Origin of the sequence: Pedobacter sp. HMWF019 (assembly GCF_003061025.1) — a bacterium.
GTDB lineage: Bacteria > Bacteroidota > Bacteroidia > Sphingobacteriales > Sphingobacteriaceae > Pedobacter.
In genome coordinates, this window is record NZ_QAIL01000050.1 from 1 (window position 1) to 14,981 (window position 14,981).

Consider the following 14,981-nt stretch of genomic DNA (forward strand, 5'->3'; position numbering starts at 1 on the left):
GTCGAGGATGGCAACCACTCTTTGTATATAGCCTTGTTCTTTAAGTTTCCGGATTCTTTCATGTACAGTTGCAATGGATTTTTTGATTTTAAAAGCGACCTCTTTATTCGTTAAGGTGGCATCTTTCTGTAAAATCCTAAGAATTTCAAGGTCCGTAGCATCAAGTTCAGTCTGCATTTTGATTGTTTATGAAATGTAAAAATGAAAAAAAATAACTTAAAGATATAAATCTGATATGTAAAATGGAATTAATGAAAGTTTATAAGTTTTTTTCCGTAAAATTTCCGGATATAAAGCTAAGTATTGTTAATATAATTTGCAATATAGAGTTTTACTGAATTATCAGACAAAAGGATAAGCGCAGTAATTATGTCATTGGATACAAAAGAAGCAGCTTGCTTAACAGAAGATTTAGAAAAGAAATTTGAGCATTTATGGCATTTGGTTGGGAACACCCCTATGCTGGAATTGAATTACAAATATCAGGGAAATACAGGGAAGATCTATGTAAAGTGCGAACATTATAACCTTACAGGAAGTATAAAAGACCGTATTGCACTATTTACTTTATATAATGCTTATAAAGAATGTAAAATTAAACCTGGAGACGTCATCATTGAGGCAACCAGTGGTAATACCGGAATCGCATTTGCTGCGATTGGAAAGGCAATGGGACATCCTGTTAAGATCATTATGCCAAACTGGTTAAGCAAAGAGCGGATTGATATTATCAAAAGCCTTGGAGCGGAAGTGATTTTAATCAGTAAAGAAGAAGGTGGCTTTTTAGGAAGTATCAAATTAGCAGAGTCTATGGCTCTGGAAAACAACCATACTTTTTTGCCTCGTCAGTTTGAAAATACAGACAATCCGCAAGCCCATGAGCAAACAACAGGCGTGGAAATATGGGAACAACTTAAGATGAATGATCTGGTACCTGATGCCTTTGTAGCAGGAGTAGGAACAGGTGGAACGATTATGGGTGTAGGAAGACATTTGAAAAAGCAAAATCCGTCCATCAAAATCCATCCGCTGGAACCGGCAGAATCGCCGACTTTGACTACCGGATATAAAGTAGGAAGCCATAGGATCCAGGGTATCTCTGATGAATTTATTCCAGAAATTGTAAAACTTGCTGAACTGGATGAAGTGATCCAGGCAAACGACGGGGATTCTATCTTAATGGCTCAGAAACTAGGCCGGGAACTCGGACTGGCTGTAGGAATTTCCTCAGGTGCAAATGTAATCGGGGCAATCAAATTACAGCAGCAACTAGGTTATGACAGCTGTGTGGTAACGATTTTTTCAGACAGTAATAAAAAATACCTGAGTACTGACCTCATGAGGGAAGAACCCGTTAAAGAAGGCTATCTGACACCGGATACAGAATTTATTAACTATAACCCAATATGCCGGTTAAAATAGGCCATTGAACCACATATACAATCAACTTAAACTTAAACACACAAAATATGAAAAAGCTCATTTTATTTACTGCAGTGATCTTATCAGCATTGGCAGCTCAAAGCCAGATTTTAAAACCAGTAACCTGGAGTTACGCTGCAAAAAAAACAAGCGCAACTGAAGCTACAGTTTTCATCAAAGCGACTATTGATGATGGATGGCATTTGTACTCTCAAACGGTAAAAGAAGGTGGGCCGGTTAAAACTACTTTTACATTTCCTGCATCTTCGGCTTATACTTTGGTTGGAAAAACAATTGAACCAAAATCAATCAGCAGGTATGAGGAAACGTTTAGCATGAACGTAAATTTCTTTGAAAAAAGTGTTGTTTTTCAGCAAAAGATTAAATTGAAAGGAAAGAACGCAGTGGTTAAAGGGACTGTTGAATTCATGACCTGCGACGATAAACAGTGTCTGCCACCAGAGCAGATCAATTTCAGTGTACCTGTAAAATAGACTGATAATGGATGCGAAAAAAATTAAGATAAGTATGAAAATGCTTGTCTTTGGTTTCCTGCTGATCGTTTGTTTCCAGCACACAGCATTTGCACAAGCTGCAGATACCACTTCGGCAGATGGAATTGAATTCACCGAAATTAAAGATACACAAACGGATACTCCGGTTAAGGCTGAGGCTGCTACTGTTCAGGCTCCTGTTTCTAAAGATACAGTGGCTGCTGTTAAAACAGGCAAAAAAGCCGCTAAAGGGGAGGAACAACAATCATTATGGGGCATCTTTATTGCAGGGTTTGTTGGTGGACTTGCCGCTTTGCTGATGCCCTGTATTTTTCCAATGCTGCCTTTAACCGTGAGCTTCTTTACTAAAGGCAGTGAGAAAGGTAAAGCCTTTGGACGTGCCGCTTTATATGGTTTTTTCATCATTATCATTTATGTGGTATTAGGGTTGCTTGTTACAGTGATATTTGGTGCTGATGCATTAAACAGTCTCTCTACCAATGGTATATTTAACTTCTTTTTCTTCCTGTTACTGGTTGCTTTCGGTGCCTCTTTTCTCGGTGCTTTCGAAATTACGCTTCCATCATCATGGGTTAATAAAATGGATGCCAACTCAGATAAAGGGGGGATAGCGGGATTGTTCTTTATGGCAGGTACGCTTGCCCTAGTTTCTTTCTCTTGTACAGGGCCTATTATTGGCACATTGCTGGTGCAGGCTGCTACAAGCGGAGCCCTTTTAGGTCCCGCGATTGGAATGTTTGGATTTTCTTTGGCTTTGGCTATTCCTTTTGCCTTATTTGCCTTGTTTCCATCTGCACTAAGTGCATTACCAAAGTCTGGTGGCTGGCTAAACAGTGTAAAAGTTGTCCTGGGTTTTCTGGAACTTGCATTTGCCCTTAAATTTTTAAGCAATGTTGATCTTGCTTATCACTGGGAATGGTTCGACAGAGAGATTTTTCTTGTACTCTGGATTGTGATCTTTGGTATGATGGGATTTTACCTTCTTGGTAAACTGAAATTTTCTCATGATAGCGAGGTTAAGTATATTTCAGTTCCAAGATTAATGATGGCTATTGTGGTGTTGGGCTTTACCATTTATATGGTCCCAGGTTTATGGGGCGCACCACTTAAATCGGTATCGGCTTTTCTTCCTCCTCAACAGACACAGGATTTTGATTTGTATACGCCTACGCTAATTCCAGGTGGCGGACAAGTAAACCATACCTCTGCAACGCCATCGTCAGGCCCCCATAAATATGCAGATATATTTCATGCGCCTTTAAATCTGGATGCTTTCTTTGATTACAATGAGGGACTGGCTTATGCTAAAAAAGTAAACAAGCCTATACTCATCGATTTTACAGGACATGCTTGTGTAAACTGCAGGAAGATGGAAGCGAATGTATGGCCGAATCCAGAGGTGTACAAGATGATCAGCGAAGAGTATGTACTGATCCAGCTGTACGTGGATGACAAAACTGAAGTAGCTGCTTCGGATGTGGTAACCACACCTCAAGGGAGGGTATTGAATACGATAGGAAAGAAATGGAGCGATTTGCAAACATCCAAGTTTCAATCCAATTCACAGCCTTATTATGTGCTCCTGGATTCAAAAACAGAAGCTCAGTTGGTAAAGGCCCAGGGAGCAGATTATGATGCTGCCAGTTATGCGAAGTTTTTAAAGAGTGGGCTTGATGCCTACCATAAATAAAGAGATTATCTATATGGTGGATGCTAATAGATTAATTTAGGTAAATAATGATTCAGAAAGGCCATCAATCGATGGCCTTTCTCGTTAATGATTCATTTTGACCAGGTAGACAGAAGAAATTGGGAGATCGTCGAATTGTATCTTGTTGTCTTGCTTTTCAAACCCATTTCTAATAAAAAAATCAAGTAAGATATTATCCGTAAATTCATTTAACCATACTGCATCATAAGCTTTGCAGACCTGTAGACATTTTTCGTACAAAGACTCTAATACACCAATCTCTGCGTAAGACTGAAGGATTCCAAAGTCGGCAATTCGGATGGCTTTTTTACTTGCAACTGATGCTGGACGAAGTCCTTTTGAGGTAACCCTGGCATAGCCTGCAGGCTTTTCATCTGCATATACAATTAGCCATTGATTAGACAGGCTGTTTACTTCTTCTACAAGGACCTTTTCTGTAAAATTTTCGGAAATATATTTTTCTAAAAGCTCTTCTTTTACCAGGCTCTGAAATTTTTCTTTAGCCAATTTCGTCCCTAGCCCCATTAAGTTTTCAATGCCATCTACCGTCGCTACTGTAAATTTTGTAATGATTTTTGCACTCATGATCTTGTTCTAAGGAAGCAAAGGTAATGGAGTTGTTCTTCCTAAAACAGTACACTTTATTAAGGAAAATGCAGTACAGAGTGCTGTGCTATCTTTCCGGCCTGCTTGAGGGAGTCTTCCTTGCTGGCCGATAGTTTATCTGCAAAGACCAGCCTGAAAAACTGGTTGTAGGCAGTTGAAAAAGAGAAAGTAGAACCAGGTGTAAACCTAATCCCTGTCTTTTCACTTTCGTTGTAAAATCTATTCATATCCGTATAGACCGGCATCTTTACCCAAAGATTGATGCCGCCTTCAGGCATTAAAACTTGAGTGCCTTCAGGAAAATACCTTGATAAAAGCTCTACAGTATGCCGGGCATTTTTTGCAAGCTGTAACTTGAAAGACCGAATGTGACGGTCGTAGCTCTCTGAGTCCAGTAGTTTACTAATGGTTTCCTGATAAATCGGAGATACAGAACTACCCAAAGCAAATTTAACCTGCTCTGCCTTTTCAAAGAATTTTCCGGCGGAAAGCCAACCCATGCGTATTCCAGGAGCTAGTGTTTTAGAATAGGAAGAATATGTCATGACCAGTCCGCTTTCGTCAAAGGATTTAATCGTGGAAGGTCTTAGTTTGCTGAAATTTAGGTCCCCATAAATGTCATTTTCGATCAATGGGATGCCGTAATGAAGTGCAATGGAAAGTAGTCTCTTTTTCTGTTCATCCGAAAAAAGCAAACCAGTGGGGTTTTGAAAGTTTGGCGTAACCAGGATAGCACGAACGTTTACCTTAGCAAAGGTATTCCACAAACTGGTAAAGTCAGGTTCTTTTCCCTGGATTAGAGGTATTTCTATTACTTTAAGTCTCAGCACCCTGATCACTTCAAGGGCAGAGAAGATGCATGGGTTTTCTACTGCGATAATGTCACCGGGTTGGCATACGGAGGATAAGGCAATATATAATGCCTGCAGTGCTCCGTCTGTTATCAGAAGTTCATCTGGATTGAATGTAGTATGGTATCTTCCTGCTCTTTTTGCAATACTGTTCCTGAGCTTTGCCGAGCCATTTGGAGGATAGTATCTTAAAAGTCCCGCGCCTTGTTCTCTAATCACTTGTTGCATGGTTCGAAGCAATAATTTTTGAGGAATAAAAAGATCGCCTGGAGCTGCAACGTTAAATTCTGTCAGGCGTTTTCCGGTATTCCGTAAAGAAGTTGTCAAATGAAGATTATGTTTAAAAACAGCATCCCTTACTGGTGGAAGTGAGGGAGGAGCAGTAGAGGTGTCCTGCTTCTCATTGACATAATATCCTGATTTGGATATACTTTTTACTATTCCTTTGATTACCAGGTATTCGTAGCCTTGTTGTACAGTACTCATACTGATTCCGTATTTTTGTCCTATTTCTCTTACAGAAGGGAGTTTGTCTCCACGCTGATATATGCCGTCGGTGATTAGTCCTTCAATTACAGATGTAAATATTTCGTACTTATAGGATTTCATAAATGACCTTTACCGGATGTTAATAAGTAATTAAGGTGTGAAAGGGCAAGGTACAAATCGTAAAAGGTATTCTGATGTTGGAAGAGCAGAAATAAATATGGATATTGGACATGAATTTTCAATTTTCACATTACAGATAAAAAGTTGGGCTTAAAAATCATTCATGATGAAAATACACTGATTGAAAAAGTAGCAGAGGGCGATCAGCAGGCTTTTACTTTTCTTTTCAGAAAACATCATGGGATTGTGTACAGATTTGCACTTAAGCTTACCCGGTCTGAAACACTTGCAGAAGAAGTTGTTCAGGATATATTTATGAAAATATGGCTGAAAAGAACCGAATTGTCTGGCATTGAAAATTTTGGCGCTTTTCTGAACCGGATCACCAGGAATCATGCTTACAATCTTTTGAAACGCCTTACTATGGAGGCTATGGTAAATAAGAATCTCAAAGCAGAATTTACTGAATCTACGGAGAATACCCAGGAATCTATTGATTATAATGCCTCTGCTGAAATACTGAAAAGGGCAATTGACCTGCTGAGTCCACAACAAAAAAAGGTTTACTTTTTATGCCATGTGGAAGGGCTTAAATATGAGGAGGCAGCTAAAAAGCTCAACATTTCTGCAGGTACGGTACATTCCCATATGAAACAGGCCTTACAAAGCATCAGAACACATTTTAAAAATTCAGATGCCCTGATATTTCTGCTGTTGTATTTGTACAAATAATTTTTTAAAAAAAAGCATCTTTCAACTACCCCGAATTTCCCTGCCAGTTGTCAATACAATTGAACCCGGGGAAAAATCAATCAGATAAAGCCCTGTTTCAGAGATTTAATGAGCGCAACGAGACTTAAACATTTATTTCGGTTATATACTGAGGATTCGATGACTGAAGAAGAAACATTAGAGTTCTTTAGTTATGTTCATGATCCTGTATATGCCGGAGTAGTAAAGCAGATTCTGGGGTCAAGTATGGAAGAGGAAATTACAGGTAAGGATTTAGGTTTTCCTGTACAGGACCGCCTGCTCGCCCATATTTTCTCGCGGGATCTACCTGTAAAAAGAAAAAAATCTATATCCTGGTTAAAATATGCTGCTGCGGTTTTATTTGTCATTTCGATAGGGTCATACTTTTTCTTCAACAAGTTCCATATTCCGGATACTCAGCATCAGTACAGCAAAAATAACATCCAGCCTGGAAAAAATAAGGCCATATTAACCCTGGCAGATGGTTCCAATATTATTCTGGATGATGTCAGAGAAGGAGAGATCACCAGACAAGCTGGTTTTAGTATTTCAAAAAAGAGCAATGGTCAAGTGGTGTATACCGCCGTTCCTAATCTTTATAATGTTAAAGGTACTAATGCCATAAATACAATTTCTACACCAAGGGGCGGACAGTATCAGGTGGTACTTCCTGATGGGAGCAAGGTTTGGCTAAACGCAGCATCCAGTTTAAAATTCCCTGCTGTATTTGCTGCAGGACAACGGAAGGTGGAGTTGTCTGGAGAAGCCTATTTCGAAGTTTCTAAAGATAAAACAAGACCATTTATAGTTAATACCGGTAAACAACAGGTTGAGGTACTAGGTACCCATTTTAATATCAGTAGTTACGCTGAGGAATCCAGTACCAGGACTGACCTGTTTGAAGGAGCTGTTCGTGTAACAGTGCTTAGCGGCTCGGGGCAGAAACAGGAGGTGGTTTTAAAACCTGCTCAACGGTCCATTGTGCAGGATAATAAGATTTCTGTCCAGCCATCTGTTGAAAAAGAGGCCTTGGCGTGGAAAGAGGGGTATTTTATGTTTAATCATGAAAGCATAGAAAGCATTATGAGAAAAGTAGCCCGCTGGTATGATGTTGAGATCCTGTACAAAGGTGATGTACAACGCGAAACCTTTATAGGCAGGGTATCTAAATACGAAAATGTTGCAGAATTACTAAAGGTTCTGGAGCGTACGGAAACCATTCATTTTAAAATTGAAGGCAGGAAGATTATCGTTTCGCCCTAAGCTCTCAAATAAACCAATTGATAACCAAAAACCAACAAACATGATCAAAATGATACCTGATTAAATCCTGAAAAAAAGTATCCGACATAAAAAGGCCAGGAGTCTCTCACCACTCCCAGCCGATAGTTCGGGTACACCTGTCGTTTAGGGCAGGAAAGAAAAACTATACCAATAGATTATCAACACACCCAAACCAACGTAAAAGTATGAATTATTCTATGCTTTTAGCCCCACTGTGTAAAAAGCGGGGGCTAATTACCAAAACAATTTTAGTTATGAAACTAATTGTTTTCCTTATTGCCTTTACCTGTTTACAGGTTAGCGCAACAGGATACGCACAAAAAATATCTGTCACTAAGAAAAATGCTTCTTTGGAAGAAGTTCTAAGTGCCATAGAAAGCCAAAGCGGATATACCGTTCTGTTTAATACGAATGTTTTACAGAGAGCAAAAGCTGTAACCATTAATTTGAAGAACAGCTCTTTAACAGATGCTCTGGATGCTGTCTTTGCAGGCCAGATGCTTACCTATACCATAGACAACAAAAGCATTGTTGTTAAAAACAAAACATTGTCTCTTGTAGATCAGGCTATCCAGTACTTTAAGGCCATTGATGTCAAAGGGGTAATATTGGACGAGGGAGGAGGACCTCTGCCAGGAGCAACCGTACAGGTTAAGGGGGCAAAAAAAATGGTATTTACCAATAACAAAGGTGAATTTACCTTGAATGATGTGGAAGAGGATGCAGTGCTTGTCATTTCATATGTAGGTTACCTACCCAAGGAACTCAAAGCCAGGAAGGATTTGGGGGCTATCGTTTTAAAAATGGCAGATGGACAGTTGGAGGAAGTTAATGTTGCGGTGGGTTATGGTGCGGTTAAAAAACGTGATTTGACCGGAGCCGTTTCTTTGGTAAATGTGGAAGAGATGCAAAAGCAACCGGCGTTTAGCCTTGATGTTGCTTTGGCTGGCCGCGCGCCGGGTGTGATGGTTGTCAAGTCGTCGGGAGCTCCGGGTGCAGATGCCTCTATCAGAATCCGTGGAGCATCTTCTGTATTTGGTGTAAATGAACCGTTATATGTGATTGATGGTGTGCCAATTCAGATTGGACAAGGAAATGGAACGGATACCTATAGAAGTACGAAGTCATTTCAAATCTCCCCTCTGGCGGCTATCAATCCAGACGACATTGAACGCATAGATATTCTGAAGGATGCTTCGGGGACCGCTATCTATGGATCCAGAGGTGCCAATGGTGTTATTTTAGTGACTACCAAAAAAGGAAAGGGTAAACCTACATTGACCTTAAGTTACCAGGGTATGGTGGATCGGTTTATCAAAGATTTTGATATGTTGAGTTCAGATGAGCTGTTTCAGGTAGCCACTCAAGCTTACAAGAATGCCGGAGCCACTTTTCCAACTGATTTTCTGCAGTACAAAGGTGTAAGCACCGATTGGCGTAAGCTGGTTACACGGAATAGCTATTCCAATATGCTGAATTTGGGTTTGCGAGGTGGGATAGGTAATGGTCAAACCAATTACTCCTTTTCAGCCAGTATGAACAACCAGGCTGGTGTCATTAAAGGAAGTAATATTGATCGCTATAATATTCGCGGCAATATAGAATCAGAAGTAGTCAAACTGGTTAAAGCAGGCGCAAATATTAATTATTCTAAAAACATCTCCAACGGAGCATCCAGCACCTATTACTATAATATCGCCAGTTACAGACCGGATATTCCGGTATTTGACAAAAATGGCAGATATGCAACAACCATTGATAGTGTACAAGGAAACCCTGTGGCAAAAACACTTTATACAGACAAACTTACCGGAGATAATCTGCTTGCTTCCTTATTTGCTGAGGCAAGGCCATTTGAGTTTTTACGTTTAAGATCCACACTTTCTTATAATCAGACAGATAATGTTACCATCAATTATACACCGAGTTTCGATCCGTTTGAAATAAGAAATGGAAGAAAAGGAAGTCGTAAAGATAACTATTTGAAATTCAGCTCTTTGATTTTTGATAATACGGCTACGTTTGATAAATTTTTTGGAAAGCATTATGTGAATGCAATGGTCGGTGCTTCTTTTACTTCAGATAGAGGTACATCCTTGAAATTAGAGTCTGTCAATTTTCCCGATGACAATATACTGAATAACCTGGGCTCTGCCGGATCCATGCTAAGTTATGCATCAGGTGGGACCCTGAGTGGCTTGCAATCTTATTTCGCAAGGGCCAATTACAATTACAATGGGAAATATTATTTCACTTTTACGGCACGTACAGATAAGTCTACTAAATTCGGGCCAAACAACCAATGGGCGTTTTTCCCATCAACAGCCTTTTCCTGGAGGATTTCAGAAGAGTCATTCCTGAAAAAATACAAATGGATATCAGATTTGAAAGTCAGGGCATCAACAGGCAAATCAGGTACGGCGAACCTGGGTGACTGGCTTTATAGGACATTCTTTTCTGCCGGAACATTCTATAATGGTCAAAATGGCGTAACAGTGGATGGGGTGCCTAACCCTAGCATTCGGTGGGAAACGACAAATCAGACAGATCTGGGATTAGATTTTGCGTTTTTAGGCAATAGAATCCGCGGATCCGTGGATGTGTATCGTAAATATACAAAGGATCTGGAGTTACAGATTCCGATTCCATTTGAAACGGGTTCCAGTAAGCAGACTGTCAATGTCGGAGACATTTCCAATAAAGGATTTGAATTTGTAATTGGCGGTGATGTGGTAAGCAAAGATAAATTTAAATATACCACCGATATTAATTTTAATATGAACCTCGGCCGCTTGGAAAAACTAAATGGAGGTTCAGCTACTGTATTGAGAGATCTTAAGGAAGGCGATGCTTTAGGTAGTGTTTTTGGCTATCGGGTGGCAGGAATTTTCCAAACACAAGCCGAGATTACTGCACTGAATCAGGCTTCTCCTATTGGCCGGTATCAATCGCTCAAGACCGCAGCTGGCGATTTTAAATTTGTAGATGTCAATGGAGATGGAACTATTTCAGACGCTGACAGAGTGAAATTAGGTAATGCCGAGCCAAAATTCTTTGGCGGATGGAACCATGTCCTTCGTTATGGTGGATTGGAAGGTTCCTTTTTGTTCTATTTTGCCTGCGGTCAAAAACTACAAAATGGAGCAAAAGCCAGCGGAGGAATTTATTCCTCTAATGTAAACTATTACCGGTCAGTTTTGAATGGATGGTCTGAGGATAATAAAAATACGGATTTGCCAAGAAATGTGTATGGTGATCCAAATCAAAATGGACGTGCATCTGATTACTTTATTCAGGACGGATCATTCCTGAAACTAAAAAACATCCAGGTAGCATATTATATCAATCCGGCTAAATGGATGAAACAACAAGTCAATCAAATCAAATTGTATGCCGGAGTAACTAATTTGTTTGTTTTGACCAAGTACGATGGCCCTGACCCGGAAATCGGTACATCAACAGGTTCCGGCCTTTTAGCGGGAGGATATGATGGTGGAGCTTATCCATCCACAAGAACATTTAATTTTGGCTTTAACATTACTTTCTAACATGAAAAAGAGATATTTATCATATGCAATGGCATTTCTTTTTGCCTTATCGCTACAAGCATGTAGCCTTGTTGATGTGACCACTATTGAGCCCCCTTTCAAATTGAGTGAAGAAAACGTGATCACCGATATCCCGTCTGCTAACAAAGTTTTAACTGGAGCTTATGCACAACTACATTCCTTTAGCTTGATTGTTGATGAACCCGGTGTTACAGGGTGTATGGGCATAAGTTTTGATGTCGGTAGTTCTGGCGGTCCTAGTTATCAGCAATTTGCAGACAACGATGTAAAACCTGATAACTCAACACTCTCTGGGATTTATACAAGTTGGTACTATTTAGTTAACCTCAGCAGCCATGTCATTGAAAAAACCAGCCTTTTGTCTACCACTGATCCAAGGAAGAATGAGATTCTTGCTGAAGCCAGTTTTTTGAGGGCTTTAAGTCATTTTTCGATATTGAGATTATACGGACAGTTTTACGACATCGCTTCTCCCTACGGAATTGTTACCTGGGATGCACCAGCTAAAGATATTGTTCCAAAACCCCGATCTACGGTTAGCGAATCTTATGCTCAAATTGAGAAAGATTTAAAATTTGCCATCGCAAACGCAGCACAGTATTCTACCGCAAAATTTGCCTCCAAGCAAGCGGCCAATATGCTGCTTGCCAAAGTATATCTCTACAAGAGGGATTATATTCAGGCTGCCCAATATGCCGCTGCAACTATCGATCAGAGAGGGAATGCGAAGCTGGAAGATAAATTTGCGGATGTTTTTACAAAATGGTTCAATTCAAAAGAAGCTTTACTGGCTCCTCCATTTGATGATAAAAATGAACGTAACAACAAAGCTTTTGCGTTCAGATCTTATGTGCTTCCAAAGAATTCTTACTTCCAGTTATTAGCAGGTGATCCTAGACAAAGTGTTACGATTTATTTTACAGCGCCGCCGGGTAACCTGATCCGGAATGGTAAATTTAACAATACCTCGATTAATGGTCAGGCTTTAACTGCAAACACGGAGTATTACTTAAGGTTGTCGGAGGCTTATTTGATTTTAGCCGAAGCTTTAATCAGAAATGGAAACCCTGCTGATTTAGCTAAAGGCAGGGACATGATCAATGTAATCCGTGCCCGTGCTGGTGCAACTTTAATTCTATCTTCCGTCCAGACAAAAGCTGAATTGTTACAAGCTGTCTTGAAAGAAAAACAATTGGAATTAGGTTGTGAAAGTGGAGAAGAATGGTATGATTTAGTTCGGTTTTCGATTGAAGGAGATATCAATATCGTAAACTATAAGCCAAACCTAACCAGCAAAACCAGATACATCGTTCCTATTCCAATTGCCAGCATAAAAGCAGGAAATAACGTAGTTAAACAAAATCCAGGTTACGAATAGATTAAAAAAATAATTAAAAAAATATTCTGATGAAATCAATAATTACCTGTCTTTTCCTGTTTGTCGCGATAAGTCTGCAAGCACAGGAAGAAATCAATTTTAATTCCAATTCCTCCTGTGCTGAAGCAAGGGAGAAATCTGTAAAAGAACACAAACTCATCTTTATAGATTGCTATACCTCCTGGTGCGGACCATGTAAATGGATGGAGAAAAACGTATTCATACAACCAGCTGTTTACAATTATTACAATACAAATTTTATTAACCTGAAGCTTGATATGGAAAAAGGAGAGGGGATTGAGATGAAGAAAAAGTATAACGTCCAGTCTTATCCAACCTATCTGTTTGTGAATGATAAAGGGGAGATTATACATCGTACTGCTTCAAGAATGACTGCAGAAGAATTTCTTGCAGAAGCAAAACTGGCCAGCGATCCTAAGAAAAATTCGGCGGCTTTAAAAGCAAAATACGATAGCGGTACCCGTGATCTGCCCTTTCTGATGGATTATTATCTGGTGTTGAAGAAATCTGACCGCGGTGCATCTGAAAAAATAGGTGCAGAGGTTACAGATAAGGTACAAGAGTCCAATTTAGCAACAGCTTTAGGATGGAAAATCATCAACAATCTGGCGAGGGCAAAAGATGACAAGCTTGGGGCCTGGTTTATGCAGCATAAAGATAAAATAACGGCTTATTCAACGGCAAAAGAACGCGATGCGCTCACCGACAGGCTCATCAGTAATTCACTGTATGGAAAGATGAGAAGCGGGGATGAAAAAGGTTTTTTCTCAGAACTGCAACATTTTAAAGCATCTCCAGACCTAAACCGTCAAAAACAAGGGATTATGCTGGAGGCGGATTATTACCAGGAACAAAAGAATGTAACTGCTTACAATAAATTGACTTCTGCAGCTTTAAATGGTTTGTTAAAAGATGATGCGGAGAAACTGAGCTTTCTTGCGCGCAGGGCTGATATGAAGGGAGACAGTAATGCTGCATTACTTCCACAGGCTTATCTGATGGCGAAAAGAGCTATGGAGCTGGAGCCTGAAGAATACAGTACGGTGAGTACTTTTTCAAGAGTTTGTTTATCCATGAAGAAAAAAGAGGAAGGACTGATCGCAGCAAAGAAGGCACGCCAATTGGCTGATGCGGAGACTTCCAAGATTCAAAAGCTGGCGCAGAACGTTATTGATGAATTAAATCAACTATAGTTCTGGTCATAAAAATAAAGAGCCCTGTCCGCTACTTACCGGTCAGGGCTCTTTGCTTTTAAAAAGGAATTTTTAACAGCGCAAGAAACGGGTTAGTATTAGCTGTTGATTTTCTAATTTTGCAGGATGAGTTCTTCTGTCATTTTTGAATATCCTTTTCCTGAACAGTTTAGTTTCAAAGAATGTCTATGGTTCCTAGACAGAAATTATGATGACTGCATGCATCAGCTTTCCCCTGATTCCGTTACCAAGGTTATAAAAGTGAACGGGAGGCCTTTTTTAATTAGGGTCAGTGCCATAAATTCTATACTACAGGTTCATCTTTTGGGAGACAGAGCTCTGGAAGAAGACCGTTCTGCAATAATCAGTTATGTGAAAAACTGGTTTGATCTGGACAGGGATCTTTCTGATTTTTACAAATTGCTGCTCAAAGACAGCCAGCTTGATTATATGACCCAAGCCTATTTTGGTTTACGGCTGGTCAGTATTCCTGATTTGTTTGAGGCCCTTTGCTGGGGAATCATAGGACAGCAGATTAATCTGACTTTTGCTTATAAATTGAAAAGAAAACTGGTGGAACAATATGCCGAGCCAATAGGCTTCGAAAATAAGTTTTATTATTCGTTTCCATCCAGCAGTGCATTGTCAAATGCTTCAATGGAAGATTTAAGGGCTATGCAGTTCTCCCAGAAAAAGGCCGAATACCTGATTGGGATTGCTACCGCCTTTGAAAAAGGAGAGATTTCTGAAGTAAAATTAAGGAACATGGCTTCGCTTAAAGACAAACAGGCAGCCCTCACCTCTATCCGGGGTATAGGCTTATGGACAGCAAATTATGCGCTGATGAAATCTTTTAGGGAACCTTCCTGCATTCCTTATGGCGATGCAGGCTTGATTAATGCCTTGCTCCGTCATGAAATCATTAGCCGAAAGGAAGAGGCACAGCATATGGATGCCTTTTTTAAGCCATATGAGGGATGGGAAAGTTATCTGGTATTCTATTTATGGCGCAGTTTATCCGTGAATGTCTAACAGATCATGTAACGCTTATATATCAGCAAAAAGAAAT

Annotated in this window: 12 protein-coding genes; 9 read left to right on the forward strand and 3 right to left on the reverse strand. The window is 39.8% G+C overall.

Features of this window, described 5'->3' with window-relative positions; genetic code table 11:
• On the reverse strand, nucleotides 1–177 hold a 177-nt coding region (locus DBR11_RS03545; protein ID WP_146186447.1), incomplete at its 3' end, for an Lrp/AsnC family transcriptional regulator.
• A 192-nt stretch (nucleotides 178–369) separates the two neighbouring features.
• On the opposite strand from DBR11_RS03545, the gene DBR11_RS03550 reads away from it, so the two are divergent.
• Genes DBR11_RS03550 through DBR11_RS03560 form a run of 3 tightly spaced genes read left to right on the forward strand, consistent with a single transcriptional unit; the run spans nucleotide 370 to nucleotide 3,627 of the window.
• Complete coding sequence (locus tag DBR11_RS03550; protein WP_108550241.1) at nucleotides 370–1,422, forward strand: PLP-dependent cysteine synthase family protein; 1,053 nt, start codon at nucleotides 370–372, stop codon at nucleotides 1,420–1,422.
• 47 nt (nucleotides 1,423–1,469) lie between these two features.
• Nucleotides 1,470–1,916 (forward strand): protein-disulfide reductase DsbD domain-containing protein, encoded by a 447-nt coding sequence (locus DBR11_RS03555; RefSeq protein WP_108550242.1) that lies wholly within the window; start codon nucleotides 1,470–1,472, stop codon nucleotides 1,914–1,916.
• Between the two features lie 7 nt (nucleotides 1,917–1,923).
• A complete protein-coding gene (locus tag DBR11_RS03560) occupies nucleotides 1,924–3,627 on the forward strand; it encodes a protein-disulfide reductase DsbD (protein WP_108550243.1) in 1,704 nt (567 codons plus the stop codon).
• Nucleotides 3,628–3,711: 84 nt separating this feature from the next.
• On the opposite strand, the gene DBR11_RS03565 is transcribed toward DBR11_RS03560, so the two are convergent.
• Both DBR11_RS03565 and DBR11_RS03570 read right to left on the reverse strand, forming a co-directional pair.
• Nucleotides 3,712–4,233 (reverse strand): N-acetyltransferase, encoded by a 522-nt coding sequence (locus DBR11_RS03565; protein WP_108550244.1) that lies wholly within the window; start codon nucleotides 4,231–4,233, stop codon nucleotides 3,712–3,714.
• A 59-nt stretch (nucleotides 4,234–4,292) separates the two neighbouring features.
• Entirely contained in the window at nucleotides 4,293–5,714 is a 1,422-nt protein-coding gene (locus tag DBR11_RS03570; RefSeq protein ID WP_108550245.1) for a PLP-dependent aminotransferase family protein, read from the reverse strand.
• Between the two features lie 144 nt (nucleotides 5,715–5,858).
• Between DBR11_RS03570 and DBR11_RS03575 the strand changes: the two genes are divergently transcribed.
• The 6 genes from DBR11_RS03575 to DBR11_RS03600 all read left to right on the forward strand — a co-directional run bounded on the left by DBR11_RS03575 (nucleotide 5,859) and on the right by DBR11_RS03600 (nucleotide 14,944).
• Nucleotides 5,859–6,446 (forward strand): RNA polymerase sigma factor, encoded by a 588-nt coding sequence (locus tag DBR11_RS03575; protein ID WP_158275197.1) that lies wholly within the window; start codon nucleotides 5,859–5,861, stop codon nucleotides 6,444–6,446.
• A 159-nt stretch (nucleotides 6,447–6,605) separates the two neighbouring features.
• The gene (locus DBR11_RS03580; RefSeq protein WP_158275198.1) at nucleotides 6,606–7,730 is read left to right on the forward strand and encodes a FecR family protein; all 1,125 of its coding nucleotides are present in this window, start codon (nucleotides 6,606–6,608) and stop codon (nucleotides 7,728–7,730) included.
• 275 nt (nucleotides 7,731–8,005) lie between these two features.
• Entirely contained in the window at nucleotides 8,006–11,299 is a 3,294-nt protein-coding gene (locus DBR11_RS03585) for a TonB-dependent receptor (RefSeq protein WP_158275199.1), read from the forward strand.
• A 1-nt stretch (nucleotide 11,300) separates the two neighbouring features.
• A complete protein-coding gene (locus DBR11_RS03590; RefSeq protein WP_158275200.1) occupies nucleotides 11,301–12,698 on the forward strand; it encodes a RagB/SusD family nutrient uptake outer membrane protein in 1,398 nt (465 codons plus the stop codon).
• 29 nt (nucleotides 12,699–12,727) lie between these two features.
• The gene (locus DBR11_RS03595; RefSeq protein WP_108550250.1) at nucleotides 12,728–13,912 is read left to right on the forward strand and encodes a thioredoxin family protein; all 1,185 of its coding nucleotides are present in this window, start codon (nucleotides 12,728–12,730) and stop codon (nucleotides 13,910–13,912) included.
• A 126-nt stretch (nucleotides 13,913–14,038) separates the two neighbouring features.
• Nucleotides 14,039–14,944, forward strand: a complete 906-nt coding sequence (locus tag DBR11_RS03600; RefSeq protein WP_108550251.1) for a DNA-3-methyladenine glycosylase — start codon at nucleotides 14,039–14,041, stop codon at nucleotides 14,942–14,944.
• Nucleotides 14,945–14,981: the final 37 nt, after the last annotated feature.

Coding starts and splice junctions, on each gene's coding strand:
- DBR11_RS03595 (WP_108550250.1), top strand. CDS start 12,728: ATGAAATCAATAATTACCTGTCTTTTCCTGTTTGTCGCGATAAGTCTG.
- DBR11_RS03590 (WP_158275200.1), top strand. CDS start 11,301: ATGAAAAAGAGATATTTATCATATGCAATGGCATTTCTTTTTGCCTTA.
- DBR11_RS03580 (WP_158275198.1), top strand. CDS start 6,606: ATGACTGAAGAAGAAACATTAGAGTTCTTTAGTTATGTTCATGATCCT.
- DBR11_RS03550 (WP_108550241.1), top strand. CDS start 370: ATGTCATTGGATACAAAAGAAGCAGCTTGCTTAACAGAAGATTTAGAA.
- DBR11_RS03560 (WP_108550243.1), top strand. CDS start 1,924: ATGGATGCGAAAAAAATTAAGATAAGTATGAAAATGCTTGTCTTTGGT.
- DBR11_RS03600 (WP_108550251.1), top strand. CDS start 14,039: ATGAGTTCTTCTGTCATTTTTGAATATCCTTTTCCTGAACAGTTTAGT.
- DBR11_RS03570 (WP_108550245.1), bottom strand. CDS start 5,714: ATGAAATCCTATAAGTACGAAATATTTACATCTGTAATTGAAGGACTA.
- DBR11_RS03555 (WP_108550242.1), top strand. CDS start 1,470: ATGAAAAAGCTCATTTTATTTACTGCAGTGATCTTATCAGCATTGGCA.
- DBR11_RS03585 (WP_158275199.1), top strand. CDS start 8,006: ATGAAACTAATTGTTTTCCTTATTGCCTTTACCTGTTTACAGGTTAGC.
- DBR11_RS03565 (WP_108550244.1), bottom strand. CDS start 4,233: ATGAGTGCAAAAATCATTACAAAATTTACAGTAGCGACGGTAGATGGC.